Source organism: Mesorhizobium sp. M0522 (assembly GCF_040321085.1).
Taxonomy (GTDB): domain Bacteria; phylum Pseudomonadota; class Alphaproteobacteria; order Rhizobiales; family Rhizobiaceae; genus Mesorhizobium.
The window spans coordinates 23,728-50,118 of sequence record NZ_JAMYQW010000036.1; the positions used below are offsets into that span (position 1 = coordinate 23,728).

At 59.8% G+C, this 26,391-nt stretch carries 19 protein-coding genes and 4 pseudogenes; 8 read left to right on the forward strand and 15 right to left on the reverse strand.

The window, feature by feature from the left end; genetic code table 11:
* The first annotated feature begins 497 nt into the window (after nucleotides 1-497).
* From NKI58_RS28475 to gmd, 3 genes and pseudogenes are all read left to right on the forward strand, one after another.
* Nucleotides 498-899, forward strand: a complete 402-nt coding sequence (locus NKI58_RS28475) for a hypothetical protein (protein ID WP_352853987.1) — start codon at nucleotides 498-500, stop codon at nucleotides 897-899.
* Nucleotides 900-1,339: 440 nt separating this feature from the next.
* Nucleotides 1,340-1,654, forward strand: a pseudogene (locus NKI58_RS28480) (nodulation factor ABC transporter ATP-binding protein NodI); the annotation flags it as partial.
* Nucleotides 1,655-1,785: 131 nt separating this feature from the next.
* Nucleotides 1,786-2,856: a GDP-mannose 4,6-dehydratase gene (gene gmd, locus NKI58_RS28485; RefSeq protein WP_352853989.1), complete on the forward strand. Its 1,071-nt coding sequence runs from the start codon at nucleotides 1,786-1,788 to the stop codon at nucleotides 2,854-2,856.
* A 124-nt stretch (nucleotides 2,857-2,980) separates the two neighbouring features.
* Here the strand turns inward: gmd and NKI58_RS28490 are convergent.
* Nucleotides 2,981-3,259, reverse strand: a pseudogene (locus tag NKI58_RS28490) (integrase core domain-containing protein); the annotation flags it as partial.
* A gap of 922 nt (nucleotides 3,260-4,181) precedes the next feature.
* Between NKI58_RS28490 and NKI58_RS28495 the strand changes: the two are divergent.
* From NKI58_RS28495 to NKI58_RS28510, 4 genes are all read left to right on the forward strand, one after another.
* The gene (locus tag NKI58_RS28495) at nucleotides 4,182-4,454 is read left to right on the forward strand and encodes a hypothetical protein (protein ID WP_352467052.1); all 273 of its coding nucleotides are present in this window, start codon (nucleotides 4,182-4,184) and stop codon (nucleotides 4,452-4,454) included.
* Nucleotides 4,455-4,550: 96 nt separating this feature from the next.
* Nucleotides 4,551-5,276, forward strand: a complete 726-nt coding sequence (locus tag NKI58_RS28500; protein ID WP_352853990.1) for a thermonuclease family protein — start codon at nucleotides 4,551-4,553, stop codon at nucleotides 5,274-5,276.
* 275 nt (nucleotides 5,277-5,551) lie between these two features.
* The gene (locus NKI58_RS28505; protein ID WP_352853992.1) at nucleotides 5,552-5,881 is read left to right on the forward strand and encodes a hypothetical protein; all 330 of its coding nucleotides are present in this window, start codon (nucleotides 5,552-5,554) and stop codon (nucleotides 5,879-5,881) included.
* The gene (locus NKI58_RS28510; protein ID WP_352853994.1) at nucleotides 5,865-7,067 is read left to right on the forward strand and encodes a PAN domain-containing protein; all 1,203 of its coding nucleotides are present in this window, start codon (nucleotides 5,865-5,867) and stop codon (nucleotides 7,065-7,067) included. The genes NKI58_RS28505 and NKI58_RS28510 overlap by 17 nt, the downstream gene beginning before the upstream one ends.
* Before the next feature lie 337 nt (nucleotides 7,068-7,404).
* On the opposite strand, the gene NKI58_RS28515 is transcribed toward NKI58_RS28510, so the two are convergent.
* The 3 genes and pseudogenes from NKI58_RS28515 to NKI58_RS28525 form a co-directional block, all read right to left on the reverse strand.
* Nucleotides 7,405-10,731, reverse strand: coding sequence for a DEAD/DEAH box helicase (locus NKI58_RS28515; RefSeq protein ID WP_352853995.1), 3,327 nt, complete (start codon nucleotides 10,729-10,731; stop codon nucleotides 7,405-7,407).
* A gap of 197 nt (nucleotides 10,732-10,928) precedes the next feature.
* Nucleotides 10,929-11,228 (reverse strand): annotated as a pseudogene (locus NKI58_RS28520) (site-specific integrase); the annotation flags it as partial.
* A gap of 296 nt (nucleotides 11,229-11,524) precedes the next feature.
* On the reverse strand, nucleotides 11,525-11,674 hold the full coding sequence (locus NKI58_RS28525; protein WP_352854036.1) for a hypothetical protein: 150 nt from the start codon (nucleotides 11,672-11,674) through the stop codon (nucleotides 11,525-11,527).
* A 377-nt stretch (nucleotides 11,675-12,051) separates the two neighbouring features.
* On the opposite strand from NKI58_RS28525, the gene NKI58_RS28530 reads away from it, so the two are divergent.
* Nucleotides 12,052-13,467 carry a hypothetical protein gene (locus tag NKI58_RS28530; RefSeq protein ID WP_352853996.1) on the forward strand — a complete coding sequence of 472 codons (1,416 nt, stop codon included), beginning with the start codon at nucleotides 12,052-12,054 and terminating at the stop codon, nucleotides 13,465-13,467.
* Nucleotides 13,468-13,730: 263 nt separating this feature from the next.
* Here NKI58_RS28530 and NKI58_RS28535 read toward each other — a convergent pair whose 3' ends face one another.
* The 11 genes and pseudogenes from NKI58_RS28535 to NKI58_RS28590 form a co-directional block, all read right to left on the reverse strand.
* Complete coding sequence (locus tag NKI58_RS28535; protein WP_352853997.1) at nucleotides 13,731-16,793, reverse strand: DEAD/DEAH box helicase; 3,063 nt, start codon at nucleotides 16,791-16,793, stop codon at nucleotides 13,731-13,733.
* 46 nt (nucleotides 16,794-16,839) lie between these two features.
* Nucleotides 16,840-17,651, reverse strand: a pseudogene (locus tag NKI58_RS35640) (Hachiman antiphage defense system protein HamA).
* 371 nt (nucleotides 17,652-18,022) lie between these two features.
* Nucleotides 18,023-18,295 (reverse strand): DUF2274 domain-containing protein, encoded by a 273-nt coding sequence (locus tag NKI58_RS28550; RefSeq protein WP_023718715.1) that lies wholly within the window; start codon nucleotides 18,293-18,295, stop codon nucleotides 18,023-18,025.
* An 11-nt stretch (nucleotides 18,296-18,306) separates the two neighbouring features.
* Nucleotides 18,307-19,524 carry a TraB/TrbI/VirB10 family type IV secretion system protein gene (locus NKI58_RS28555; RefSeq protein WP_352854003.1) on the reverse strand — a complete coding sequence of 406 codons (1,218 nt, stop codon included), beginning with the start codon at nucleotides 19,522-19,524 and terminating at the stop codon, nucleotides 18,307-18,309.
* A gap of 10 nt (nucleotides 19,525-19,534) precedes the next feature.
* Entirely contained in the window at nucleotides 19,535-20,563 is a 1,029-nt protein-coding gene (trbG, locus tag NKI58_RS28560) for a P-type conjugative transfer protein TrbG (RefSeq protein ID WP_352854004.1), read from the reverse strand.
* Nucleotides 20,553-21,284: a conjugal transfer protein TrbF gene (trbF, locus tag NKI58_RS28565; protein WP_031212913.1), complete on the reverse strand. Its 732-nt coding sequence runs from the start codon at nucleotides 21,282-21,284 to the stop codon at nucleotides 20,553-20,555. Before trbF ends, trbG begins: the two co-directional genes overlap by 11 nt.
* Entirely contained in the window at nucleotides 21,285-22,607 is a 1,323-nt protein-coding gene (gene trbL / locus NKI58_RS28570) for a P-type conjugative transfer protein TrbL (protein ID WP_352838356.1), read from the reverse strand.
* 36 nt (nucleotides 22,608-22,643) lie between these two features.
* On the reverse strand, nucleotides 22,644-23,369 hold the full coding sequence (gene trbJ / locus NKI58_RS28575) for a P-type conjugative transfer protein TrbJ (RefSeq protein ID WP_352854005.1): 726 nt from the start codon (nucleotides 23,367-23,369) through the stop codon (nucleotides 22,644-22,646).
* Complete coding sequence (gene trbE / locus NKI58_RS28580; RefSeq protein WP_352854007.1) at nucleotides 23,366-25,816, reverse strand: conjugal transfer protein TrbE; 2,451 nt, start codon at nucleotides 25,814-25,816, stop codon at nucleotides 23,366-23,368. Before trbE ends, trbJ begins: the two co-directional genes overlap by 4 nt.
* Nucleotides 25,810-26,082: a VirB3 family type IV secretion system protein gene (locus NKI58_RS28585; RefSeq protein ID WP_352571685.1), complete on the reverse strand. Its 273-nt coding sequence runs from the start codon at nucleotides 26,080-26,082 to the stop codon at nucleotides 25,810-25,812. Before NKI58_RS28585 ends, trbE begins: the two co-directional genes overlap by 7 nt.
* Nucleotides 26,082-26,390: a TrbC/VirB2 family type IV secretion system protein gene (locus NKI58_RS28590; RefSeq protein WP_023680310.1), complete on the reverse strand. Its 309-nt coding sequence runs from the start codon at nucleotides 26,388-26,390 to the stop codon at nucleotides 26,082-26,084. Before NKI58_RS28590 ends, NKI58_RS28585 begins: the two co-directional genes overlap by 1 nt.
* Nucleotide 26,391 lies beyond the last annotated feature (1 nt).

A 26,391-nucleotide genomic window follows, 5' to 3' on the forward strand; every position in this document is an offset into this window, starting at 1 on the left:
GTGGGGCCGCGCTTTGCTAAGCGAAACAGCCGGTCGAGGCAGTCCACAAAGCCCTTTTTCAAGTCCAATTCTTAACTGCCTCAACGTAACATGGCATTTGCGGGCGTTTCCTGAAGGACGGATGTGCAGGACCCGCCAGCCGTCGAATGTCAGGCGCAGGCCATCCACGTCATTTATGGCCATCATGGCGTCCGGTCCCATCGAAAGATGCGACACGGCGCCCTCTGACGCTTTCAAGTGCGCCAACATGGCGCAAATCCTGCCGGATAACTTTCGAGCCGGCTGGACTGAGCGACTGGCACGCGATGCTGGTGCGACGATGGCCGAGAGAGGAATTTTGGCGTCTGCAGCCATGTGGAGGATCGTTCCGACGGTTCTGCGGGTTCTCGGTGTCAGAGCCGACACCTGTGCGAACCCGCTCTCGTCCGTTTTCGACAGGCCCTTGAGGTTCATGACCCTGTTGTTCGCCGAGATCACCCGCCAGTTCAGCGATCCAGGTGAAGATCGGCACGCCTGTCGATGCGGCGATCATCGCCTCGGCCAGCGAAGATGAAGAGGGCCATTGGGTCAAGTACAAGCGCCGACCAGCGTTTCATTGCTTCAAAGCCCATTTCGGTGCCCTCGCCGATACGGCCCTTGTCGAGGAGATCGCCGTCACGGCGCCCACACCGAGGACGGCAACGCCGTTCCTGATGCTCTGCCCGACAATCCCGGCGAAGTGTTTGCCGACAGCGCCTACCGAGGCAATCATCTCGGCGACGCGGTGCGCGCCAAGGGTGGAAGGCCGCGCATCGTCGCAACCGCTATGTGGGGGCGCGACGAGGCCGAAAGCTCGACGCCTGGAACCAACCGATCCACAGAATTTGTACCCGGATCGAGAAGATCTTCGGCACCTGTAGCCGGATGCGATGGCGAGGGCTGGCAAAGGCGGCCGTTCAAATTCGCCGCACTGCGATCGCCTACAGTATGAAACCCAGTTTGATGGTCGCCTCGTCCCGCCCATCGTTGAAGCCCAGCCACCGTTTTCGGGCTAGCGCGCCCGAAATTTCTTGGAGGTCAATACGTAATGCCCTACCCGGCTTTTCGCCGCCGTCTCAGATGTGCGGTTCGCCCGAAGCCCGCCCACTGGCACGAACTTTGTCTTCGCGCGGAGCGAAACCTCGCGCCCACGACTTTGTGCCGCCGATGGTGCCGCGCTGCCCTGTCAAACAATCCATTTTATGGATGCACCTCATCCAAACAATCGATTTCACTGATCAAAACAATTTCCATTAGAAGACGCTGAAGCAGGCAAAGATTACTTGGTCAGCGCAAAAGAGGGATGGTGGAGTGCTAGTGTGGGTTGGACCCACATGCTCGCCATTTTATCTGGGAACGGCTACTGCCCTGCTGGCGCGAGGCAATACGATTCTACTGGCCACCCACTTCGTGGAAGAAGCGGAGCGGCTATGCAACCGACTGTGCGTGCTTGAGAACGGATGTAGAATCCCAGAAGGGCGTCCTAACTCGCTGATTGATGAGCAAATCGGGTGCGACGTGATTGAAATCTATGTCGCTCACCCGTGAGCTGAGTTCGGCACTCAGGCCGCATGTGCGACTTAGGCAGGTTAGCGGCGAGACTCTGTTTTGCTATGCCTCGAAGCAGGAGCAGGTGTGCTCGCTGGCTGACACTGTCAATGACGAGCTCCGCGCCGCATCTGTCGAAATCCTACCATAGGGTATGAGGCGGGCCGCCGGTGTGGCGAGCCAGATTCGAAACTTCAACTACCATAGAGCAGGAAGAAAATGGGCGAGAACAGGAAAGTTGCTCTGGTTACGGGCATAACGGGACAGGATGGTGCCTATCTCACGCGTCTTCTGCTGGAAAAAGGCTACGTCGTTCATGGGATTAAGCGACGTTCCTCTTCCTTCAACACGGGTCGCATCGAAGACCTCTACCAAGACCCGCACGATCCCGATCCGCGCCTAATTTTGCATTACGGTGACCTCACTGATGCGACTAATCTCATCCGAGTAGTTCAGGAATCCCAGCCAGACGAGATTTACAACTTGGCCGCTCAGAGCCATGTCCAGGTGTCGTTCGAAACGCCGGAATACACAGCAAACGCCGACGGTATCGGAACATTGCGACTTCTTGAGGCGATCCGCCTCCTCGGTCTGAAGGACAAGACCCGCTTCTATCAGGCCTCGACTTCAGAGCTCTACGGCCTCGTGCAATCCGTACCGCAGAACGAAACAACGCCCTTTTATCCGCGCAGCCCTTACGCCGCCGCCAAGCTCTACGCCTACTGGATCGTGGTCAACTATCGCGAGGCCTATGGTATCCATGCTTCCAACGGCATTCTCTTCAATCATGAAAGCCCACTGCGCGGCGAAACTTTTGTGACGCGCAAGATCACCCGCGCCGCCGCTGCTATTTACCTCGGCAAGCAGGACAAGCTTTATCTCGGCAATCTCGATGCTCAACGCGATTGGGGCCATGCGCGTGAGTACGTGCGTGGTATGTGGATGATGATGCAGCAGGATCAACCGGATGATTACGTGCTGGCGACGGGCAAGACGACCCCTGTCCGCCAATTCGTCGAATGGGTTTTCGAAGATGTCGGCGTCGAGCTCGAATGGCGTGGTGAGGGAGTCGACGAAAAGGGCTATGATGTCGAGACCGGCAGATGCCTAGTCCAGGTAGACCCACGCTACTTCCGCCCCACGGAAGTCGATCTTCTCCTGGGCGATGCCACCAAGGCGAAGGAGAAGCTCGGCTGGGTGCATGAGACATCCGTGCGCGAGCTCGCCGCGGAAATGGTGCGGGAAGACCTTAAGGTCATGCAGACATCGGTAATCATGAAGGAAGCATAATGTACGATCTGAAGGGAAAAGCCGTGTGGGTCGCGGGCCACAAGCATGGTGGGCAGCGCTGTTGTAGGCCGCCTCGCGTCTGAAGACTGCAAAGTTATGGCCACCCTGACGTTTCCCCCAAATTTTATCCAGTCGTGAGTTCGTTTCCGGGGGTGGATTTGCCCTGATGGCCGGTGGACGCGACGGGTGCTGGCGCGGAGCGTTTCACGTTGCGCAGCGCGAGCGACCGTCGCGGGTTGAAGGTCGATGCACATTCGTTGGGTGTCTGCCATCCGATGTGCGAGTGCGGACGCGCGCCGTTGTAATCGGCGCGCCATACATTGAGCCTCGCGCGGGCCTGGGCCAGGGACGTGAACCGCGTCTCGTTGAGGAGTTCATCGCGAAGGGGGCCGTTGAAGCTCTCGCGTTAGGGTCCTAGCCAACCTCCGACTGTGAACTCGCGGAAGCGATTTACGGCAAGCGCACACAGCAGCTCGTCCACGGCGTTCGTACATGAAGTTTGGAAACTTATAATACTGGTACACACCTCCAAGGGGGAACATTATCTCCAATATCTCAGCGATTACGGGATAGCTATCTGCCTTCAGCTACCTCGGCCTAGTGCAGAATCTTGGCCGAATGAACTCGGCGCTCTTGCTGCACACCAATGGTCCGTCCCGCACGAAGTGCGATCATACCGCCGCAGCTTACCTTCAAATCCGGCACTGGCGAGGATCTAGATCCAAGCCGACGGCGCCGGGGATCAAATAAAAAGCCGCCGACCGAAGCCAGCGGGCTTGATTGGGATGGCCCGCGCGGACGGTCAAGGCTGCGCCGGCCGACCATGGCGGAGGGACCACCTTGGCCAACGGCACGGCCCGATGACGGCGTGCCGATGTACCACAACATGCGGCGAGATAGAGCCTTCCGGCGTCGCGGAAAAAAGCCCGCCGGTTTTGAGCCAGCGGGCAAGTTCTGGAGTGGCTGAGATCAACCCAGCATCAGTCAACGACCGGCGGAAGGGTTGGTTGCAGTGGATGCCAGCTAGCCGCAGCATGCTGTGAATCGTAGCAATGTGAAAAACAAAACTCTGGACTTCTAGGTCGGACTCGCCCCAATATTTGTTTGGGGGAATTCACATGAAAATTGGAGCACTCATCGCAAGTGCAGCCCTGTGCGTCAGCGGCTGCTCTACGAGCACTGTCGTGTCGGACAGCGATCTCACGGCAATGAATACCGTTGCGCTATGTCACGTTCTCGCCAGCAGCACGGACGAACAGTATCGTAGCAGGGTAGCGGCCCTTCTAGTGCGCAGGGGCGCAACAGCAGAGAAGTGCACCAGGCTTGTGCAAACCGACAATGCTGTCGCGACAGGCATAGCGATCGCGGCTGTCGGCGGCGCAGCTGTGGGTGTCGCTGCCAACAACGGCTATGGAGGCGGAACATATTACCGGCCACCGCCACCACAAACCTATGGCGTCGCGTGGGACCAATTCTATGGCCAGAACTACAGCGTTATCTGGCGCTGCCGCGACCGGTCCACCGGGCGGTTCGTTGACGACTACTATTGCGCCGGCCTGCCCATGGTCGACAGCGCATGGCCGGGCTGGTCGGCGTAGCGGATGAGCAGGCCATACCGCAAATATCGATCCAATCGGTGGCAGAGACCCACCGGTGCCAAGCTGTGGCGGCGCCAACGTGCGAGGGTGCCGGCAATGCTCGGTCTTACGGCAGCGGCGGCGGTGGCCGCCTTCCTGGCGCCGTCGGGCGCGCAACGTAGCGACGATGCATCAAAGGCCAGCCCACGAAGGGCGGCGCCCGCCTCGCTTACCGGTGTCGCTTCCGTCATTGACGGCGATACGATCGAAATCCACGGCCAGCGCGTCCGCTTCAACGGCATCGACGCGCCAGAGAGCCGGCAGCTGTGCCGCGATGCGAATGGCGCCGAGTATCCTTGCGGCCGGCGATCGGCCGAAGCGCTGGACACTTTCCTGGCCGCGTCGAGGCCGCTCGAATGCACATTCGTGACGTGGGACCGCTACCACCGCTTTGTGGGCGATTGTCGGCGCGCCGACGGCGCGGGCGTGGCCGCCTGGATGGTCAAGCACGGCCAGGCGCTGGATTGGCCTCACTACAGCCAGGGCGCCTATGCGGGGCAGCAGGCGCAAGCCCAAGCCTCAAAGATCGGCCTGTGGGCCGGGGCGTTTCAGGCACCCTGGGAATGGCGCGCTGCGCACGCCGACGGCGCGGCGCCATCGAGTCGCCCGCTGGGCATCATCAGCCGTAAGCTGGTCGCGCAGAGCGGCTATTCTTGCGAGCCGCGGAGAACGTGCAAGCAGATCGGTTCCTGCGACGAAGCCAACTGGTACCTGCAAAACTGCTCATGGGGCGGAAAACTCGATCGCGACAAGGATGGGATCCCATGCGAAACACTCTGCTAGCTGAAATGTAACGGAGTAAGCGCGCTACGGCCTGTTCGGCTTTCCGCTTACACCGATCCAACGAAGACCATGGTAAGACCTGATTGCAAAGGAACTCAGCGGTTTGGAGAAGGAGCGGATCCCCATGGCGCGAACCGATCAGGTCCGGCGTATTGCCTCACGATGGTACGGGAGCAAACCGGAGTTAGTCACCGAAGCGCAAGCGGGAAAAATCTCTGTAATTTGGTTTGGCTCCCTCGCGCTCATTGCCGCCACTCGCGGGACCAATCACGGCAATGGTGGCACTCGCTCTCCAGCGAATTGCCGCCCGAGAAGAGGATAATTCGAAGAGCAAGTTTTCCAGACTGCTTCGCAGAATGCTTTTGAGTTGGCGCTGGCGGCGGGTTCGAACAGTCGAGGTACCGGTCGAAGTTACGGTAGAGAAAGAGGTTGAGAAGAGGGTAGAGGTGCCTGTCGAAAAAATCGTCAAAGAGATCCTCTACGTTCCGCTCTTCACCGACGACCCCGAAGTTCTTCGAAAAGCCCTGGACCAAGATTTGCCGCCTGAGGTCGCTGATCTCGTGACGGTATCAATGAAGGACCGCAAAAGTGCTCGTCAGGCATAACACCACGCTGCTTGAACAAGCCGTCGATCTCGCCGTCAAGAGGTCGGCAATTCCGACCCTGCAAGCTCAAGCCGCGGCTCAAGAGAAAACAGCTCGAGCGACCGCCTTTCGCCGAATGGCGACTGGCGGAGCCATTGCAGTGGCGGCGGTCGGGATTGGGCTAGGCATCAATCTTGGTCTATGGGACAAAACCTTGCCGGAGCCGGCGGCTTTGCCGACCATAGAGCAGCCAAGCGATCTCACCTCCCCAAAAGACGAGCCGCCTATTCCTGTTCCAACTCCAAAGCCAGCTCAGGAGCAGGCGCCCCAGGCTGACGTCCCTACCAGGCCTGACGTGGTGACCGTCGACTTCAACAAGTTCGCCACCAAGAAGGTCGAGTTCCAAGGCACCACTTGGGAGTTAATCACAGGTCACCACTTCAAGGATGAGAACGACGAAACCTGGGACCGAGCGTGGTGTTACTCTCGGCGGAGTGTGAACGGCGTAGACGTAAATGTATCATTGGCAGCTCGTTCTGCCCCGACAGCGCCACCAGCCGGGCCTGGTGCTGCTGCGCAGACGCTTCAATTGGTCGGCCTTAATGATTCATCCGCCGTCGATCTTGCAATAAGATGCGCGTGGCTGGATGGTCGCACATTTGCGTCTTCAGACATCATTCCTGACCCGTCACGAGAGCAGGCCGCAACTGTCCCCGCAGAAACTCCTGCGACAGAGGTCGACCCAGATAGTGGATTTGTTGTCGTGTCCGGGTGGGACGCGATCGGAAACGACCTGCCGGATATGCCAATTAGGAACGTGAGTTCTGAGCAGTGTCAAACCGCCTGTGATACCGACTTCAGGTGTCTAGCGGTTACTTATAACACGAAATTTCGAGCTTGTTTCATGAAAGGGGACGCATCGCTACTGGTCAAAAGCGAAGAGTCGATCATGGCCGCAAAGAAAGTGGTCGAGAGCAATTTGCGCTACTCGAATTTGGTGTTCGCCATAAAAACGGAAATTTCTGGCAATGCCTATTGGACCTCTCCGCTCCGATATCCCGACTGCATACTGCAATGTGCAAACGACAAATCCTGCTTGGGGTTCAATTTCCGCAAAAAAGAAAGTGCGTGTGTCCTTTTCAACAGCATAACCCAATCCGCTGATAACGCAGCGGTCGCATCTGGCATCAAGAGCGTCGCCAACTAAAGTTGAAGCAAAGCACCTATCCTCAAGGAGCGATTGAAGCCAAGCCACTTGTCAAAGAAAGTGGCTAGAAAAAAGTCCACGATAACCTTTGGGTTAGCGGTAGGAATGTTCTTCGACGAAGCTCTAACAGAATGCAAAGTGGAGCCAACTGAGGCATCTCAGAGAAAGAATTGTCGTCGGCGCATTGCGGGACCGTCTGACTGAATGTCAAAAATTGGGCCGTGAGCGGACTGTCTGCTCCCAGATGTAAGGATGGGATAGCTGCCTTTCCACAAGGCAAGGGTGAGGTGGTCGGTGTGAGATCGGAGCATTAACCCATAGCCTTCCCGGTCAGTCGCTACTCGTTGAACCAAGCGAGCATCGCTATTCGGTAGGTGTCCATGAGATATGCCTGCGTGGCGGCTAGCAGCTCCAGGTGTTCGCTTTCCGTCTGACGCTTCGAGTACCCCGGCTGGACAAGGGTGATCGTGAAATCCGGACGCAGCTGCCGCCACTTGTTTATCCAGGCTATCAGCATCGCCTGACCTCCGAGTTCGTATCGGCTCGCCTTTCCGGCCTTGAGACGATCGGCCTCCCTGCGATGGAGTCTTTTCAGCATGTCTCCGAGATGCTCGGCCCACCGGATGGATTTTTGCGCTTGGCCGCATATCTCGTAGAGGTCTTCGACACGGGCTCCGGGGACCGGCCCCGAAGAATACTTGCAATGGAATAAATGGACCTTGAGCCGGCCATCCTCCAGTCTCATAGCCACGACGTCCGCGACCTCGCCGGCCCCGTCATCGTCGAACACGATATCCCAGCCTCCTCCATCGACGAGGGAATTGATAACCCTCCGCTGAATCGAGTCCGCCCGTTTTGTCGGCCCTTGGGATTCCTTGCGAATGTTGACGCCGGGCCAACTGTCGGAGGTAATCCTGTCTAGATCGAAAGGCAGCACGTCTTCCCGCTTGGGCACAATGAACAGGGATGCACCCACCAGCATGTCGCCATCGGCGAGATAGACGTGCGGCGGGCTCTCCGCGAACATGTCAAGGAGAGGACGCTCCCTATTACCGATCCGCAACGCAAGGTCGGGTCCGGTCCGCCGTGTATAGCGGGCGATGCCCCGTTCGATGGTAAAGGTGTACGCGGTGGTGAACGTATCGCTGACCACCCTGAACTTCACGCCATCATCGGAAGAGAAGCTTTCCAGTTCGACGGCGCATTCATGGAAAGGCACGACCTGCTCGCTTGCCAGGAGCAATACCTTATCCTCGTTCTCGAACAGCAGGTCTTCGGGCCAATCCACCGCCAGCGGGGTCTTGTTCCCTGGCAGCGTGTCCAGGGCGACAGCCTTGATCAGGTTGCGCAAGATATGTTCGGTGGTGATATGCTCGTCGAGGAGTTTGGCGCCCAGCTGTTGGCACCAGCGCATCCATTCCGCGGGATTGTTTGTAGTGGACTGCGACCAGATCTTTCCCTTGATCGAACACCCCATGCTCGATCTTGCGCGGATCGACCCTTGTATCAGACCGTCCTCGTCGACCCTCTCCTCGTCTACAAAGCCCTGGCCGAAGAGGTTATTGAGCGTCTTGGTCCTATTGCCGGCATAGGCATTGAGCTGGTCGGCAATATCGACGCCCATGAACATTGAGTAACGGACAGGCTTGCGCTGAGCCTCGCTCAGTCCCAGATTGCTCAACATCAGCCGGTCGAAGCCGCTGAGCACACGGAAGATAGTCTCGCCGCCCATCCGCTGGACATCCGGACCAGCAAGGGCCCGCGCTAAGGGCTGATGGAGGTCCTTCTTCCTAGAGGTGTTGATGAAGAGCAGGTTCTGCTCTTCATCCCAGTGAGCCATGATCAGGTTGTACTGTACGTTTCTAGGGAATTTGATACTCGTCCACGGCAACGCCTCCTCGTCCCGTGTCACAAGTATCAGCAGCCGCTCGTCGGGATTAATGCTGGGGCCGTCCGCTATGGTCGCGCGCGGACCGATCGCGTTCTCGATGTCGGACGTATCCCACTCCCCACACGTCGTCCGGTAGACGATCGTGCTCATGCGCGGCTGCAGGTTCTCGACATGGAAGCTTTCCGCCGGGGCTAGCAGACCGGTGATGATGTCCTCGCGGCGCTTGGCATCGAAGGTTTTCCTAAAGCCCACCACGTTCAGAAGGTGGTTCCAGTCTGCATCCTCAGCGTAGAGCGCCTTCAACCTCTCGTTCACGTCATCCATCGCGATATTTGCGATCACTGTTGCGTCGCCTAGGTCGGTGCGCGTGCGAGTGAAACGGCCCACGAATTGCAGGGTGATCGCCTCGCTTTTGTGCTTGTCGTGCAGTGCCGCGATCTTGAGCTCTGGCAAATCGAAACCCTCACCGAGCATGTTGACGCAAACAATAATGGACGCCTCGCCGGAACGCAGCTTCCTCAGGGCTTCCCACCGAGCACCCGCACCCATCTTGCTGTGGGTGAGTTGCGGGTTGAACTCTTCGCCGGCCCTGGCGACATACTTCGCATGCAATGCCTTGGCGTCCTCGATGGTCTCCACCCTCGCCATTGCCAGATGGGGCCGGTTTTTCGCGCGATCCTCGCGCAGTTTCGCCAGTACTTGCCCAATAATGAGGTCGTCTGCGTCGGCGCGGTCCAGTCCCATCACCGGGATATAGTTCACCGGCTTGAACAAACCATCGAGCTGCGCCTGGCGGAGGGGATAGCTGTAGATATGCTTGCCGTCGACGCGTTTGCCATCATTGCGATAGGGGGTGGCGGTGAACTGCAAGACGGGTCTCTGGTCGAACCGCTGTTTAAAGACGCGCCACGTCTTGGCGCCGATATGGTGGGCTTCGTCGACGAAGAGATGCGACGCCCATTCCGAAACCGCCGCCTGCATGTCCTCGGACAGTTCGGCGACGACGCTCATGGTTGCGACGACCACCTGCGCACTGCCCAACAGGCGGTTCATGCCCTCGAGCGTCTTGGGAGCGCGGGTCAAGGCAACGACGGTGGGTAGCAATGCCCCCGGAGCGAGGCACCCCGTCTCCTTCAGCTTGCCCAGCCCCAGGAATTTGCCGGCGACCTGAGAGCGTAGCTGGTCCGTGGGCACGATCACGAAGAGGCGCGGGATAGCGGCCATCACCAGCAGCGCCAACATAGTCTCGGTCTTACCGGTCCCAGTCGGCAGCACAACAGTGACGGCGCTCTTGCTCACGCTCCAGTGCGCAAGGACCGCACGAACCGCGCCGACTTGGGGAATCCGCATTCCGGGACGTACCAGCCGGGTGCCGTCGTAGCGTTCGACGCGGAGATCGAAAGCGTCCTGCCAAGACGCAATTGTCCGGCCGGTGTCGGCGACTTGCGCGGGCGTCAGATCGTCTATCGGTGTCGGCTTGGGCAATATCCACTTGCCGCCTGTCGCCGCTGCATGAATCGTCGAGGCGTCGTCGACCTTGAGCACCGCCTGTTGGTCTAGCAGCGACGTGGTCGTGCGATCTAAGACCGCAAACGGGAGGAAGTCCGGACTCGAGCATCGGAACCCTGTACCTTTCGGCAACAACGACCACTTGACCTTCAACCGCTGCTCAGGGTGGGAAAGCCGCCTTAAAATACTGCCTTCGATCTTGCCAGTATGGCTCACCAGTTCAGGAAGCGTGATCTCCGCATCCTTGGCAAAAAGATCGTGCAACGCTATGCCCCCGACAAAAGAACAGTGCTTATCCGTAGAACGTGTTCTGGACAGTCAATCAGACCGCCAGACGCCGCAATACTTCAGCGATTGCGGGATTGTCATTTATCGCATAGCACTCGTCAACCGGAGGTCGCATTCTAAGGCCGCTTATCCCGAGTGGATATTGCCGATTTTGCATGCTGCTAATCCGGAACCAGCCGACTTGCTCGCGCATCGGAAGTGATCTCGAACTGGACCGGCCTGCCGTTCTTCTGCTGGACCACCATAGAGCGGGCCCCTATTTCCGGACCCGCCACAAGCAAACCAATTTTGATCTTCACCAGGTCACATTCTCGCAACTTGCTGTCTATCGCGAGGTCAAAAAGCGCCCGATCCCGCGTATGTCCTTCGCGATCGAGGAAGAAACGGATCGCCCAAATCTGCCGGGGCTTCAGGGCTCGCTTAGCTCCAACCCGCCGACCCGCGTTCCATGCCGGCCGACCTCTGGCTGCCAGAACATATCGTGAAAAACCACCGTCATTCTCCTCGGCCAACCTTGGCCAAGGAAGAAACGATCAGGGCTTCTTGCTGACGCGGGCCGGGAGGACCATCCGCTTTCGTATGCGGTGGCGTGAATAGCTGCAATTTGAACGCCTACCAGTTCACTTTCCAGTTCCTGACACTAAGCGCTCAACAGCGTCAAAGCCACCATTGCCGATACCGGCTCAGGGGGTCGGCCGCATAACGCCGCAGAGTGCTGCCGCATCTCGCCGATGGTGCCGGAACTTCTAATTCGACCTAAGATTTCTAATTATGCTTTCAGTGCCCGATCGCACGACGTTGGGGAGGATTTGATATCGATGTTGGGCGAGACATGCAGAGAGAACGACATGCTGATAGCAGAGCGCGTTTCCGCCGACGGGTCGCCGATAAGCATCCCGACTGATGTGATGCCCTTCATGCTTTCATTTACAACGAGAGCGTAGCCGCGCTGCCGCACGTCCGGAAGCTGGCGGCAATCCACCTAGGCGTTCCATAAGCCACTGCCAAAGCCTATTCCGATGCACAAAAAGCCTTGCAGAAAAACCAGGATTACAGGTTGTGTGACGAAGAGATCGACCAAGTTCGTACAAAGTCACTTAGAAGATTGTAGCCACTAATCCCTTTGCGGATTCCACAGAAGCCATCGACGGTAGATAATAGTACCAACTGTTTCAGCAACCGCTCCAGGTAACCGCCATTCCGCCGATAAAGAAAGCCCTAGGCCTCACGCCCACCGAGCAGCATCTAGCCAAGCTGGCCGATGATACGTTTCTCGACCTCTGGTCCTGGCCCAACGTGTTCAAGAAGGCAGGCAAGGAGCTATGTGACCTTCTTGTGGTCTGCGGTGACGATGTGCTGATGTTTAGCGACAAGCATGTCGCGTGGCCGGATGCCCCTTTTGAACTCGCATGGAAACGCTGGTACAGCCGGGCGATCGGGGAATCCGCCGAGCAAATCCGCAAGGCGGATCTCTGGCTGAAAAAGAATCCGCAAGCGATATTCGCGGATGGCAAATGCGAACAACCCATCCCGCTGAAGTTGCCGCCTATCGGGCAAAGGCGCGTCCATGGCATCTGCGTCGCCTCCGGCGGAGAGCAGGCCGCTTCATCCTACTTCGATGACCCGGACGGGACTTTCATGATCGTGCCGCACCTTCGCGGGAAGGACCATGTTAACTTCACCCTGCCGCATCATCGGCCTTTCTGCATTGGCGACGTCGATCCCGATGGTCCCTTCGTCCATGTGTTCAACATGGCAACCCTTGATGTCGTCATGTCGGAATTCGACACGATTACCGACTTCACGAAATACCTCAACGCGCGTGCAGGTCTCATTCGATCGGGAAAGTTGTCGCTTTCACCGAGCGAAGCAGAGCTGGTGGCCAACTATCTGTTGATGATGGAGCCGAACGGGGAGCATCGGTTCCCTATGATTTCGGATGTGAAGGGTACCAACGCAGATGCTGACACGGCAATTGCATTTGTGCAGGGCGAATACGCCTATCTGGCCCGCTCCCCGGAATATCAACGGCGATGGACGGCGAACCGTATCTCGTATGAGTGGGACCGGCTGATAGGCCTTTTCACCCACGGGGTCCTGAACGACACCCAATTCCGAATCTTAGATACCGATCCCACCGTCGAACTCGCGGAACGAGCGCTGCGCATTATGGCGAGAGAAGACCGTGTGCAGCGCCGCGTGCTCGCTGAGGCGATCATCGGTGCGCGGGAAGCACTCGAAGCGCAGAAGATGGGACGGCTTGCCCGCATCGCCATGACACGTGATCGGTCCACGGGTGAAAAAGTCGCCTATGTCTTTCTTGTTCTCGCCGGCGCCGACACAATGGCGCAGGAAGATTATCGCCGTGTCAGAGCAACTATGCTGCAGACATACTGCCTCGCTGCTTTGCACGACGACCGTGATCTGAAACTCTGCGTTGGAATCGCTGTGATGGCGATCTCCGATACGGGCGACTCGGAGGATCTCGTTGCCTATCCGCAGCAAGAGTGGACACCGGAATTGATCGAAGACTTGGGCGTGGACCGCGAGAATTTCGAAGTCCTGCAAAAGCCCCTTGAATTGAAGACAACGCCCATCCACGCAAGCAGCTTCCCTCCCGATCCCGCGTTTGAAGGCATGAGCCGGCAGCAGCGTCGCGCGCTGGAACGTCAACGAGCGAAGCAGCAACGATCGGCGTGGCGATCGCGATGAGGTGCGCGCCGAACCGAAGCGATTGCGATTTCGGAGCCGCAACGGGCTGGCAGAATCCGGGTGAGCGAGCCGAATTTAGTTGCCATGAAGGCCACGATCGCTTGCTGTTCGCCACGTCACCGCTTTCGCGCGGTCGACGTAGAGGCAGTCCGCATTTTGTGCTTTGGTATGATGAATTAAGCTGTTGGTGGTCACTCAGACGCTGGCAATGGTGAAGGACGCTCGATCGCGGACGTCCCGCAGATTGCAGGCCTGTTTCAGTCTTAGCCGGACGAAAGCTCGAACGCGACCTCCTCGAAGTACCTTGGGAACGGCTTAATAGTGGCCAGTACCAATTCTCGCTCAGCCCGACATGCCGTGACCACGTCGCGATAGCCGTCGACGGCCGGGAACGCGGCGCCGAGGGCCTGGGCCACCACCCTGTCGGCGAACCCCGCCTCATGGAACGCAATGGCCGCGTCACTGGGCAGACCATACTTGATCTTTTTCTGGACGGTCACCAGCCGGGAATGCAGATCTTGGGATCTTTCCTCGACGAGGTCGGCCAATGCCGCGACGACCATCGACAGGTCGTACGCGAAGCCGCTTTCGCACAGGTGGACGACGTGTTCCGAAGTCGCGTTCGCGTTGCCGAACCTGACGCGGGCCGCCGTCAACGGCATCCGGATCTGGTCATAGGTCTTGCCGGCAATCCAGTCGGCAAAGCAACCCCACCGCAATTCCTCGGGGACTGCCGCCAAAACCGGTGCGTGGGCGTGCCGGCCCGCCTTTTCCAAAACCACGGTCAACAGCTCTTCCTCAGTATGGGTTACCGACAGCAGTTCCAGATGTTGGTCCATCCAGTCAGCCAACGCTTTTACGTCGGACGACGGCAACGGCGACTTTCTCACCAGATTTATCAGGCTTAGGTCCGCACCCTGCTGAACAGCTTTGGCGGCCGCCTGGAACACCACAAGGACCTTAGCCTTCAGATCGTCTTCCGAGAGGTGATACGCCAAGGTGCTGCGCGCAAGTTCCTCGACACGTTCATCGGCGAGGTCGTTCTCGAAATTGACGTAGGAAGCCAGATACGATGCTATGCTCTGCACCGCGCGCGCCCTTTCGGTGAGAAACCGGCTGAATTCCTTCGCTTTCAGCCCTGGGCGCTCGCTCACTGCGACCGCTGTGTATGCAGCTATGATCTCCTTGGTAGCGAACGTGAGATCAAGCCATTCGGCCGGCAGATCCAACGTGATCGTTGGCACGCCCCTACCTTTCTGCTCGAAGCTGTCGAAAAGCTTGAGGATGGCGCTAGCCGACGGTTCCGAATTATCTGCGTTGAGCAATCTTCTTGTCTTCGACCAGCGCCATTGGCCGTCCCTTTCTTTTTCGTCGTAGAGCGACGGGGCGGAGAATATCACGTTACCTTCGGTATACATGCCTGCTCGGCCCGCGCGCCCCATCAGGTTGTGAAAATCGCGCACCGCGATCTCTTCCTTGCCCTGCTGGGTGGATGTCACCACGAGATAGCGTATCGGAAAATTCACGCCCTGCGCCAGGGTAGACGTGCAGACCACCATTCGCGCAAGGCCTGCCTTCATGGCGTGCTCGATGGACAGCCGCAGGCCTGGCGGCGTGTTGGCGTGGTGCGACAGGATCCCGAGCCTCGCGGCCTTCGATACGCGCCCAAGCCCGAGATGGGTTTGACAAAGATCGGCTATTTTCCGGATCTCGTCTCCGTGAGAGTTGGCCAAGGGCCAATCGAGCGTTGAACCGCGCTCAGCCACATCCACTGCGCGGTCGCAAATCGTGCCCACGCTCTCCTTCTTTCCGCAGAAGATGGCTACGCTACCGTTCGCCGCAAGGTGTTGGCCAAGATAAAGGCCGATGTCAGTGTTGCTTCTGGCGGTACCCCGCTCCGGAAAGCGCCTTTCTGTTCGTTCGCCTTTCTTTGCGGCCAGAACCTTTGACTCCACGATGCGAGGCACGAAAAATTCGTCCGCATTGGGATCGGACGGGCTGACGTAGCGCAACCAGGCCCGCTCGAACTGCCAACTCGCGAAGGCGATGTTCCTCACTGTCGGCAGCAGTCCGGATCCCGACACCACCGCGGTCTCGTCGCCGATCAGCCAACCGGCGATGTCGGCTGCGTTCCCGATGACCGCTGAGATCAACACGACCTGTGCGTTCTTAGGCAACGAGATACGCATGGAGGCAAGCAACAGCTCGTACGTAGGGCCGCGGGTCAATCCATCGAACTGATGTCCTTCGTCGTAGATAACCAGTCCGACCTCTTCGGCGAATTCCGGCTTGCGCCGAAGCATGTAGAGGAGCTTTTCGGGAGTCACGACGAACACCGAATTCTGCTTTCGCGCCTCCTCGAGATCGATGTCGAAGAGGTAGGAGTCCGAGATCTCGTTGATCAGGACCTCTTCGCCAGCGAATGAGCGCACCAAATCTGAGCGGATGTCGTGGCATAGAGACCTGAAGGGACCAACTATGACGACCAGCGACGAGCGCCGCGCCAGGAAGTGCGCGCGGATCATGAACTCCGTAGCGCGGGTCTTGCCCGCAGACGTCGGCATCTGAATTACCGCAGAACGTCCACTTAAAATCCCCTGTTCGCAAAGCAGCTTCTGGGCCGGCCAAAGCTCTGCGGGGAAAGTCTCTTTACGCAGGGCTGGCCCCCAATCGGCCAAGTTGAGTCCCGAACTCAGCGGCAGAAGCGTACGGGCCGCTCCGTCCAGTTTTCGAGAGATAAGCGCGATCACGAGGTCGGCGTAGAACAGCTCGCGGGCCGACCCCGCCGAATAGGCTTCAGCCTTCAACTTCTCGCAGAGAACGCGGATTTCTTCGGCTCCGCCCTGCATGACGTAAAACGCCCGCATTGCGGCCAATATCCCGTCAACGAAATGACGGTGCGCGAAGACCTCCTCCACCGGATCGAAAAGCCCTTTCAGGATCCGGTAGGCCAGAAAGGCAAGGCCGTGCCCGAATTCCAAGGCTGGAGGCTCGGCCTTCTTTAAGACAACCGCTGCGCTGCCGATACTGTCGGACAAATAGTAGGATGCGGCGCATAGGAGGGAGAACTCGTTCGTCAGATTTTCGTCAAGCCTGGACTCCAGGAAGGCGTCGAAATACCGGGCGGAGAAGTGAACCATATCACGGATCGATCCGTCTCGCTCATCCCAAGACCTCGGTCGGTCGCTCTCTGCCTCCATAGCGATGAACCGGTCCGCAAGGGCCGCCGCGGAGTCGCCCAGTATCCCGACCGCCAGGACCACCAGCGAGTCCGGCGCGCGCGTGAACTCGTTGTAGTCCTCCTCCTCCGCCCTGAATTCGAGCATCTTCGCTCGGGACCGGACGGAAGCCAGCAATTGGATGGAGTTGCGCTCAGGCTTCATTGGCGGCCCGGTCGTAAAGGGTACGCACGAGGTCCATCATCGAAGTGCCGCGAATGATCAGAAGCCGCAAGTTCTTTATGTTGGGATGGTGCTTGGCGAGCGTTGTCGTGAAATCGACGCTGTCGAATACCTTTTGGTCGAGCACTGCGCCCGCGGCGTTGACGCGCCTAAAAGGTCGATCGTTGTGATTCTGGAAGCGCTGCACACGTTTCGCCGCCGCGCGGTCGTTGCGAAGCAGACGTTGCTTTATGGCGTTCAGGGACATGGCTTCGCGGGTCATGTCCTTGATGGAATCCTCCACTGCGTTCTGCAAGCGGTTTTTGTACTTGTCCTCAGGCCGGCCTTCGACTCTATCAGCAGAAGCTCATCCCTTGGATGAACAGGGGAGTCGCCATGAAACTTGAATGCAACCACGTCGCAGCCGTTCGACGGAACGTTCCGGTTGTCGCGGTTCTCGTATCTGCCCTCCCGAGGGCACCAGTAGCCCAAGATATACTCAGCGAAGTCGGCGAGCAGGATTTCGCCGAAGTCGCCCGAACGGGTGCCGGGTCCGGGAGCCTGGATGGGGTCCGGAAACTTTACCGTTGCCAAATAGGTGGCCGGCGTGTGCACTGTGCCCTCGATCGAGTCCGCCAGATCTTCGTCTTTGCAATAGTGCTGCCTGAAATGCCTCGCCCATGAGGACAGCACCGCGTCGTCTGGCTCGTGTCCGAGTTCCCAGACCTCGACCTCGATGCCTTCGGTCGTGGCGATATTGGTCGCCGTCTTCTTTAGCCAGCCGATATGCGCAGGTGCCGCCATGATTCCCCCCGATCATCACAGTCTCTAGCATTCCCCGCCCGACGACCGGAACCGCCTAAGATGGATATGTCGAAGGTATGGTATACGGACCAAGGCGCTCGGCCAAGACCAAGTTCAGGGGCAGGAAAGTTCCAAGATGCATCTGAAAGGAGCAGGTCAAGAGGTTCTGCGGGCTCTTTGCCTTTGAAGGTGTCCGCTCCTGGCACTCTGCCGCTTATGCTCAATGACCACAATGGGGCCAGAGCCGGCATTGGTTCGGGGCAGATCAGCTCGTCTATTTTGCCCTGTGTTTCGGCTTGCCGCCGGCAAGTTGCTTCAATGCATTTGCCCGCCTAGAAAGGTGCCCCCTCGGACTCACTGGTCGCTGTCATTTATTCGGACCCTGAAATTGGCTGCCGCCGCGATTTCTCTGACTTGTCGACGACAGGGAGCCCTTCCTTTCTGGCCTTGGCAAACGCTCGATCGCTCTCCAGGAACTCCGCCAGCATGAACGGGATCAGTTCCGCTACCGATTCGGACTCGCCATAGGTCTGACGATAAAGCGCCGCATAGTCCTTCAGTGCTTGGTTCAGGTCTGCACTTACGCTTATGGTGATCTTCGAAGGTGTCCGATCCGGAAGTTTGCCGAGTTTCAGATTGGTCATGATGACTCCAGTCAATTCGGGTACGGCCGCAGCACAAGATCCTTGTGCACGATGACGCGCAGTGGCCAACCGGGCCGGATAGTGATGGTGGGTTGGATATTGAGGTTCTTCTCGGTGATGCGCTGGCCAGCTCGACTGACGTTCTGCTGAGCGGATTCGCGGATTGCTTTGACTAGGTCGCTTTCGTCTTCCCCGAGGCTCAGCTCGGTGCCGACCCCTACCAACGTGGCCAGCGCAACGCCTTTGATCAGCTGCCAGGTGTGGAAATCCACCTTGTCCTCAAGCCCGGCATAGCCGGCGGTGTCCGTCGCCGGCAGATTGTCGATTTCGATCGAAGAGCCGTCGGGCAGCAGTATCCGTTGCCAGACCAGCAGCGCGCGCCTTTGTCCAAAGGCAACAACGCTGTCATAGGTGCCAATCAGGCGAGAGCCTTGCGGAATGAGCAAGGTGCTGCCGGTGACTGTGTCGTGCACATTCTCGGTGACCTGTGCGACGACGAGGCCGGGCAAGTCGGAATTGATGCCAGTGATCAGGCTCGCTGCGATGACGCTGCCGGCCATCAGCTGATACGGCGAAGCCGGCGTCTGCAGTGCATGCAGATTGTAGATTCCACTTGTGTTCCGCTGGCTGACAAAATCGAGCTTGCGCTGTTGATTGTTTTGGTCGCCCTCGGCCGGTGCAACGGAAGCTAAATCGCGTGCGGCATCGGATTGTGGAGCCGTTGCCTCAAAGGGTGGACGCCCGCCCTGCCCGTTGCCGGCGATCTCCGCTTGCCGGGGTCGATTTTCGATCCGGAAGAAGACTTGCGATTCGCGTGCCTCGACCGCCTGCTGTGCAAGGCGCTGCTCCTCCGCCGAAACCTCCTGGCCCGGCGTGATGCCCAGCTGGCGTTGGTGCTCAAGGATGGGGCGGCCGAGGTCGCCGGGCAGCGGTGGTCCAAGCACCGGAGGCTTGGGCTTGATCCCGGAATAGTCCTTAGGCAGCCGTTCAATTGCCTCCGCGGTTGGCTTCCGCTCAGTGTTGTAAAGCTCTTCAGCCTGCTCTTTGATGCGCAGCGCCGGTCCGTGCAGCGCCATCATGGTGACGCCTAGAACGGTGCCGGAACAAACAGCTGCAATGGCGACAATAATGCCGCGCTTGAAGCGCACAGCGCGGCGAGGCGAGGCCCGCAGCTGCAGCTGTTCTGGATCGAGTTTCGGTGGAGCATCGGAGCGGGAAGTATCCGTCATGGGCCGTCCCTCACCTGCTGGAACGCGAAAAGAGCAATAGCCGCCGCGGCGCTTGCCTGCCGTCGGTCCTCGTGATGCGCACCACCTGCTGCTGCTTGGCGCCGAGGCGCAGTTCGGCCGCGGCGAAGAGGCGATCGACGATGTAATAGTTGCCCCGTATGCGGTAGTTGACGAGCTGGTTGTCCCCGTCAGCACCGACGATGAAGAGCGGCGGAGCCTCGCCCTGATCGATGCGGCGCGGAAACTCGATATAGACCTTGCTGCCATCATCGAAGGCGCGCGTCGGCCTCCAGGGCGGCATGTCGCCCGTAATCGAATAGCGGAAGCGAATATTTTCGAGAGCCACATTCGACGCCACTGGCATAGCAGCCTCGGCCTGCGCATTGCGCCGGCGTAGCGCGATGATCTGGTCCTCGCTGTAGGTCCAGGAGATTGCCGCCATGGCGGTCTTATCCGTGCTTTGAAGCTGCAGGTGATAGCTTCGCCGGTCCGTGGTGATCACCAGATTGGTGGCAAGTCCTGGCGCGAAGGGCTTCACCAGCACATGGGTGCGCTGATCATCGCCGGAGCCACTGACGGTGTCGCCAATTACCCAGCGCACTGTATCGCCGGCCGACACGGATTGGAGTTTCTCGCCTGACTGCAGAGCGATATCGCTGACGCGCTCCGGTGCGGCATAGAGCTGGTAGAGCGCGCCTTCGGCAAAGGGGTAAACCTGCACCGCATTCACATAGCCATATTTGGAGGGTTGCTGCGTCGCCGCCTTGTTGGCATCGGCGACACGTTCTTCAGGCGAGCGCCTGTCTTCAGCAGCCTTGCCCGGCTCGGGCTGCAACTGGCCGGGCAGCGGCAGCGGTTTCGGCACTTCCACGACTTTGACGGGCTTCTCCGGCGCCTTCTCAATCGCCGCCGGCTTGAAGTCAGCATGGTCATAGGAAATCTGCGGCGGCGGCACCGGCTTCGAGGCACAGGCGGAGATGACCGCAGCCAACGCCGAGAGGATTAGCGCAGTGCGGAGCGACGAGAGTCTATTTATCATTGGCGGGCTCCTTTGGGGGAACGGAAGTCTGCGCGGCACTGTCGAGCTCGCGCGACCAGTCGATGGCATTGATGAAGACGCCGAGCGGGTTTTTGCGCAGCTGATCGGTATTGTTCGGCGGCCGGATCACAATGGTGAGGATCCCGGTCCAACGCGTTGTGCTGGCGAGGCTGCCGCGCTCAAAGACCTGCTCGGTCCATTTGACTTGAAAGGAGCTGTCGGACGCTCGAACCACGCTCGTCACCTGCACCGAGACGCTGCGCGTGCCGATCTTGCCGAACGGGTCGTTGGCCTTAGCGTACTCGTTGAGAAAGAGGGCTCCACGGTCGGTGGCAAAGTCGTAGGCCGAGAGCCAATTCTGCCGCACCAGCACCGCATCGGTGGAAACAGAGCGGACATTCTGGATGAAGCGGCCGAGATGCCAGGCGATCTGGGCATCGGTGGGCTCGTAGTCCCGGATTGCTGGGGCGACGGCGCGCGCCTCGCCGAAACGATCTACCTCGACGACATAGGGCACGACGCGGCCCTGCATCGACTGCCACAAGAGTCCACCAGAGAGCCCGGTGGCCAGAGCGAGGCAGCCGAAGGCCATCAGGCGCCAGTTCCTTGCCTGCACGCGCGCTGTGCCGATGCGCTCGTCCCAAAGTTGGGCGGCCTTCTGGTATGGTGTGACGGGGTGGGGCGTCTTCCCGTAGCGTTGAACAGGTCGCTTGAAGAGCATCTAGTCTTCCTTGTCATTGAGAGAGGGGTTGGCGCCGCTTCCACCCCGATCGCCATCACGGACGGCCTGCGTGGCGGCGTGGCGATGGGCGCGCGCGGTCTGTTCGGAACGCAAGCGCCTCGCCCACGCCGGCGCGGCATTGGCACCTGACGCGGCAGGGTTTCCGGTCATTGATGCGGTCGGCGTGCCGCCCGCCGCGGTCCAGGCGGCATCGCGGCTGGCATCGGCGCTGCGCCGGAATGGTTCTGTTGCAGATCGCATTCCCCGCATCGCGGCGCCGGCAGCTGCGCCGGCAACGCCTTGCAGTCCAGCAGCTACGCCGGAGAGGCCGGACTCGGGCGATGTTGCACGCCCCATCTGCCAAGCTGTGGAAGCAGCCGATCCCATGGCCGTGCCGGCTCGAACGGCGGCGAGACCGCCGCCGGTTGCCATGCGCGCGCCGGCAAGCGCCGCACCTCCGGCAACGAGCGTTGATCCGGCGGCCGCCGCGGTGGTTCCGAGTGCGGCTCCCGCGCCAAGCTGCGGCGCGCCCGAGACAAGACCCGAGGCAATTCCCGGCCCGAAAATGCCGAGCCCAAGCAGCGCCAACGCGCCCAGTACCTGTGACATGGCCGCGGCCAAGTCCGGCTCCTTGCCTTGCAGCGCGGAAGCGAACTCGCCGAAGAGCGTGGAGCCGATGCCGACGATGACAGCAAGCACCATCACCTTAATGCCCGACGAGATCACATTGCCGAGCACGCGCTCGGCCAGAAACGCCGAGCGGTTCCAGAGCGCGAAAGGCACTAGAACAAAACCGGCCAATGTGGTGAGTTTGAACTCCAGGATGGTGATGAAGAGCTGAATTGAAAGAATGAAGAAGGCGATGAGGACCAGGAACCAGGCGAGAAGCAGCACGAAGATGGTCAGCGCGTTGCCAAAGATCTCGGGGAAGCCGACTAGCTGGCTCGCTTGATTGAGCAGCGGCCAGGCGCCCTCGAAGCCGGCCGCGGCAATGCGGCCTGGCCGCAGGAGACTGTCGGCGGACAGATTGCCGGCCGATGCGTTGATGCCGAGCCCGGCAAAGGAATGGTAGATGATGTCGGCGAGGTTCTTAAAATTGTTCAGGATGAAGGCGAAGGCGCCGACATAGAGCACTTTTCGGACAAGCCGGCCAAGAACATTGGGCTCGCCGCCGAACGCCCAGACCAGGCCTGCCAGCGTGATGTCGATGCCGATCAGGATGGTGGTGAGAAAGGCGACGTCGCCCGAAAGCAGACCGAACCCGCTATCAATATAGCGGGTAAAAGTCTCCATGAAGCGATCAATGACGCCGAGGTCATTCATGTCGCCGCCTTCCTCGTTGTCTTGAAGAACTGCTGATCAGTTGCCGGGATAGGCCGTACCGGTGCCCAGGAAACGCTTCGTCGTCTCGCGGGCGGCTTCCTCGGACTGCGCCTTGCGGGCAGCATCTTCGGCTTCAGCCCGGAACTGGGTCGCGAGCAGCGTCTGGATCTGCATCTGCTGCTTGGTCGAAAGCGCGATCAGCTGATTGGTGGCCTGGCTTGCCTCAAGGGCACCTGCCGCGCCCTGACTGCGGTTGACGAGATCGGTAAGCAGGTCGCCGTCGGCCCGCACGTTCTCCACGATCTGCGACTGCGCGCTCATGGTTTGGCGGAACGCCTGCATGGCGTTTTGCCAGCGCTCGCGCGCGGCGCTCGCCACATCGCTGACCTCGATTGTGGCGTCGTAGCTTTCCGGATATTGCACACGCCACTGGTTCTGAAGCTTGTCGAGATCGAAGCTCAGGCCGCTGGCCTGGGTCATCAGGCCGTCGATCCGTTGGAGCGAACCTGTGAGCTGGCCCACGGAAGAAAAATCCAGGCGCTGAAGGTTGCGCGCCATGTTCTGCAGCATGGTCGCCTGGTTCTGAAGCGACTGGATTTGGTTGTTGATCTGCTCCAATGCGCGTGCTGCCGACAGCACATTCTGCGTATAGTTGGACGGGTCAAACACGATGACCGCATAGGCCGGCTGGACGTAGTCAGCCATCGGTTTGGCGATCAGGGAAACGGTGACCAGGCTAGTAAAAAGGCGGCGTCCGATCATGACGATTGCTCCTTGTTAGGTTGAGGAAATTGCTGGAGAAGCTCGGCAGCCCAATCCAGGCCGCGCGCACTGAAGAAACGGGCGGCAAAGCTGCCCTGCCCTTCTTCGGAAAGAACATCGTCGATCAGGGTCTGCGCGGCCGGGTCGGAGGCGCCGCAAAGCGCAAGAGCGATCGGGCCTAGCCCGAGCTCGAAGAGGCGATTGCCGCGGCGCGACTGCAGATAGTAGTGGCGCTTCGGCGTGGCGCGGGCGACCAATTCGATCTGTCGCTCATTAAGACCGAAGCGCTCATAGGCTGCCCGTGCCTGCGGCTCCACCGCACGATCATTGGGGAGAAAAATGCGCTGTGGGCAGCTCTCGATGATCGCCGGCGCGATGGAAGAGCCAGCGATGTCGGCAAGCGACTGCGTGGCAAAGATCACCGACACGTTCTTCTTTCGCAGCACCTTCAGCCATTCACGGATGCGGGCGGCAAAGAGAGGGTTGTCGAGATAGACCCACGCCTCGTCGAGCATCAGCAGCGTCGGCCGTCCGTCGAACCGCTCCTCGAGACGATGGAACAGATAGGTGAGCACCGGGAGCACAGCGCCTTGGCTGTGCATCAGCTCTTCGGTCTCGAAACACTGCACATCCGACAAAGCCAGCCGATCTTCATCGGCATCGAGCAGACGCCCGAACGGGCCATCGAGCGTGTACGGCATCAACGCGGATTTCAGCGCATTGGACTGAAGCAGAACCGACAGGCCCGTCAGCGTGCGTTCCTGCACCGGCGCAGTGGCAAGGCTGATGAGTGCCGACCAGATCGCCTCCTTTACCTCCGGCGTAACGGTGACATTCTCATGGGCGACGAGGCCGGCGATCCATTCCGCCGCCCAGCTGCGAGTAGCCTGGTCGCCGATATTGCTCAGTGGCTGGAAGGCAAGCGCACCATCCGCGCCCAGCGCGTGGTGTTCTCCGCCCATGGCCAGTGTTGCCGCACGAGCCGAATTGCCCTTGTCGAAGACATAGACCTGCGCCCCGGCATAGCGTCGAAACTGCAGAGCGACTAGCGCAAGCAGAACCGACTTGCCGGCACCGGTCGGCCCAACGACCAGCATGTGGCCGACATCGCCAATGTGGGTGGAAAGCCGAAACGGTGTCGACCCGTTGGTCTCTGCGAAGAGAAGCGGCGGGGATTCGGTCCCAGTCACGTTGGCGAGATGCTCGTTATCCACCGGACCGGCCCACGCCGACGACAGCGGCATGACATGGGCAAGATTCAGCGTGTGAACGAGCGGCTGGCGAACGTTAGCGTAGACATGACCGGGCAACGAGCCGAGCCACGCCTCGACCGCATTGATGCTTTCACGGATCGTGGTGAAGCCGAGCCCATTGACTATGCGCTCAACCGCTCGGAGCTTTTCTGCGGCGGCCTGTCGGTCCTGGTCCCATACCGTCACCGTTGTGGTGAGATAGCCGAAGCCGACGTGATCGCCGCCCAATGCCTGAAGGGCGGCATCCGCATCGAGCGCCTTGTTGTCGGCGTCACTATCGACGAGAGGGACGGGTTCGTTGGTCACGACCTCGCGCAGGATGGCTGCGACCGATTTGCGCTTGGCAAACCACTGACGGCGCAACCGGGTCAGTGTCTTTGTGGCTTCCGTCTTGTCGAGCGGGATGAAGCGCGTCATCCAGCGGTAGGCGAAATCCTGATGGTTGAGCGCGTCGAGGATCCCTGGCCGGGTGACGTTCGGGAAACCAAGGATGGTGAGGGTGCACAGATGCTGCTCACCCAGCATCGGCTCCAGGCCGCCGGTAAGCGGCGCGTCAACCAGAACACCGTCGAGATACATTGGCGTTTCCGGCATGGCGACCGGATGGCGGTAGGTCGAGATTGTGCCGTGCAGATAGGTTAGCGTCTCGGCATCATCGAGGGCGCGCACTTCCGGCATGAAGCCGGATAGCAAATCCAGGACGCGGTCGGTCTCGTCGCGAAACCACGCCAGCTCCTGGCGCCAGTCTCTAGCCCCTCCCGAGTGATGCGAGTCGACCAGTGCGCTTTCCGCCCGCGCCTGGCCATCTGGCGCCGGCATGAAGACCAAGGTCAGATGATAGCGACTCTCGAAGTGCGCGACCTTGCCCTCGAAGGCCGCGCGCCGTTCCTCATCGACCAGCCATGAGGCAGCATCGGGAAAAGCCGAGCTCGGATAGCCCAGCGCTTCAACGCGCTCGGCCTCGAAAAACAACCCCCATCCGGAGCCCAACCTTCGTAGCGCATTGTTGGCTCGTGCGCAGACGCCGACCAACTCGGCTTCGGTCGCGCTTTCAAGGTCGGGGCCACGGAAGCGGAAGGTTCGCTGGAAGCTACTGTCTTTATTGAGCACGATGCCGGGCGCGACCAAAGCGGCCCAGGGCAGATGGTCGGCAAGCCGATCGGCTTTGCCGCGATACTCCGAAAGGTTCAGCATGCAAGCCACCCCTTCAGGCGAAGATGACGGACAAGCACGCTGGCGAAGTCCGGATCGCGGCGAGCGGCAAAGACCGCGAGGGTGTGGCCGGCGATCCAGAGCGCCAGTCCGGCGATCCACTGCTGCAGGCCAAGGCCTATTGCCGCGGCCACCGTGCCGTTGAGGATCGCCACCGCTCGCGGCGCGCCGCCCAGCAGGATCGGCTCAGTCAATGCCCTGTGAACGGGGACTTCGAAACCCTCGACATGCTGCTCTCCGGTGGCCATCAGACGAGTGCCCCGCCGCCGAAGGAGAAGAAGGAGAGAAAGAAGCTCGATGCCGCGAAGGCGATCGACAGGCCGAAGACAATCTGGATCAGCCGGCGAAAACCGCCTGCCGTGTCACCGAAAGCAAGGGTCAGGCCGGTGGTGATGATGATGATCACCGCGACGATCTTGGCGACCGGTCCCTGCACCGACTCAAGGATCTGCTGCAGCGGCTGTTCCCAAGGCATGCCGGAGCCCGCTGCGTGGGCCGGGACGGTGAGAAGAAACGCGAGCGCGGTGGACGAAAGGAAGCGAAGCTTCTTGAGCATG

Coding starts and splice junctions, on each gene's coding strand:
- gmd (WP_352853989.1), top strand. CDS start 1,786: ATGGGCGAGAACAGGAAAGTTGCTCTGGTTACGGGCATAACGGGACAG.
- NKI58_RS28500 (WP_352853990.1), top strand. CDS start 4,551: ATGCTCGGTCTTACGGCAGCGGCGGCGGTGGCCGCCTTCCTGGCGCCG.
- NKI58_RS28505 (WP_352853992.1), top strand. CDS start 5,552: ATGGTGGCACTCGCTCTCCAGCGAATTGCCGCCCGAGAAGAGGATAAT.
- NKI58_RS28525 (WP_352854036.1), bottom strand. CDS start 11,674: ATGAAGGGCATCACATCAGTCGGGATGCTTATCGGCGACCCGTCGGCG.
- NKI58_RS28535 (WP_352853997.1), bottom strand. CDS start 16,793: ATGCTCGAATTCAGGGCGGAGGAGGAGGACTACAACGAGTTCACGCGC.
- NKI58_RS28550 (WP_023718715.1), bottom strand. CDS start 18,295: ATGACCAATCTGAAACTCGGCAAACTTCCGGATCGGACACCTTCGAAG.
- NKI58_RS28555 (WP_352854003.1), bottom strand. CDS start 19,524: ATGACGGATACTTCCCGCTCCGATGCTCCACCGAAACTCGATCCAGAA.
- trbG (WP_352854004.1), bottom strand. CDS start 20,563: ATGATAAATAGACTCTCGTCGCTCCGCACTGCGCTAATCCTCTCGGCG.
- trbF (WP_031212913.1), bottom strand. CDS start 21,284: ATGCTCTTCAAGCGACCTGTTCAACGCTACGGGAAGACGCCCCACCCC.
- trbL (WP_352838356.1), bottom strand. CDS start 22,607: ATGAATGACCTCGGCGTCATTGATCGCTTCATGGAGACTTTTACCCGC.
- trbJ (WP_352854005.1), bottom strand. CDS start 23,369: ATGATCGGACGCCGCCTTTTTACTAGCCTGGTCACCGTTTCCCTGATC.
- trbE (WP_352854007.1), bottom strand. CDS start 25,816: ATGCTGAACCTTTCGGAGTATCGCGGCAAAGCCGATCGGCTTGCCGAC.
- NKI58_RS28585 (WP_352571685.1), bottom strand. CDS start 26,082: ATGGCCACCGGAGAGCAGCATGTCGAGGGTTTCGAAGTCCCCGTTCAC.
- NKI58_RS28590 (WP_023680310.1), bottom strand. CDS start 26,390: ATGCTCAAGAAGCTTCGCTTCCTTTCGTCCACCGCGCTCGCGTTTCTT.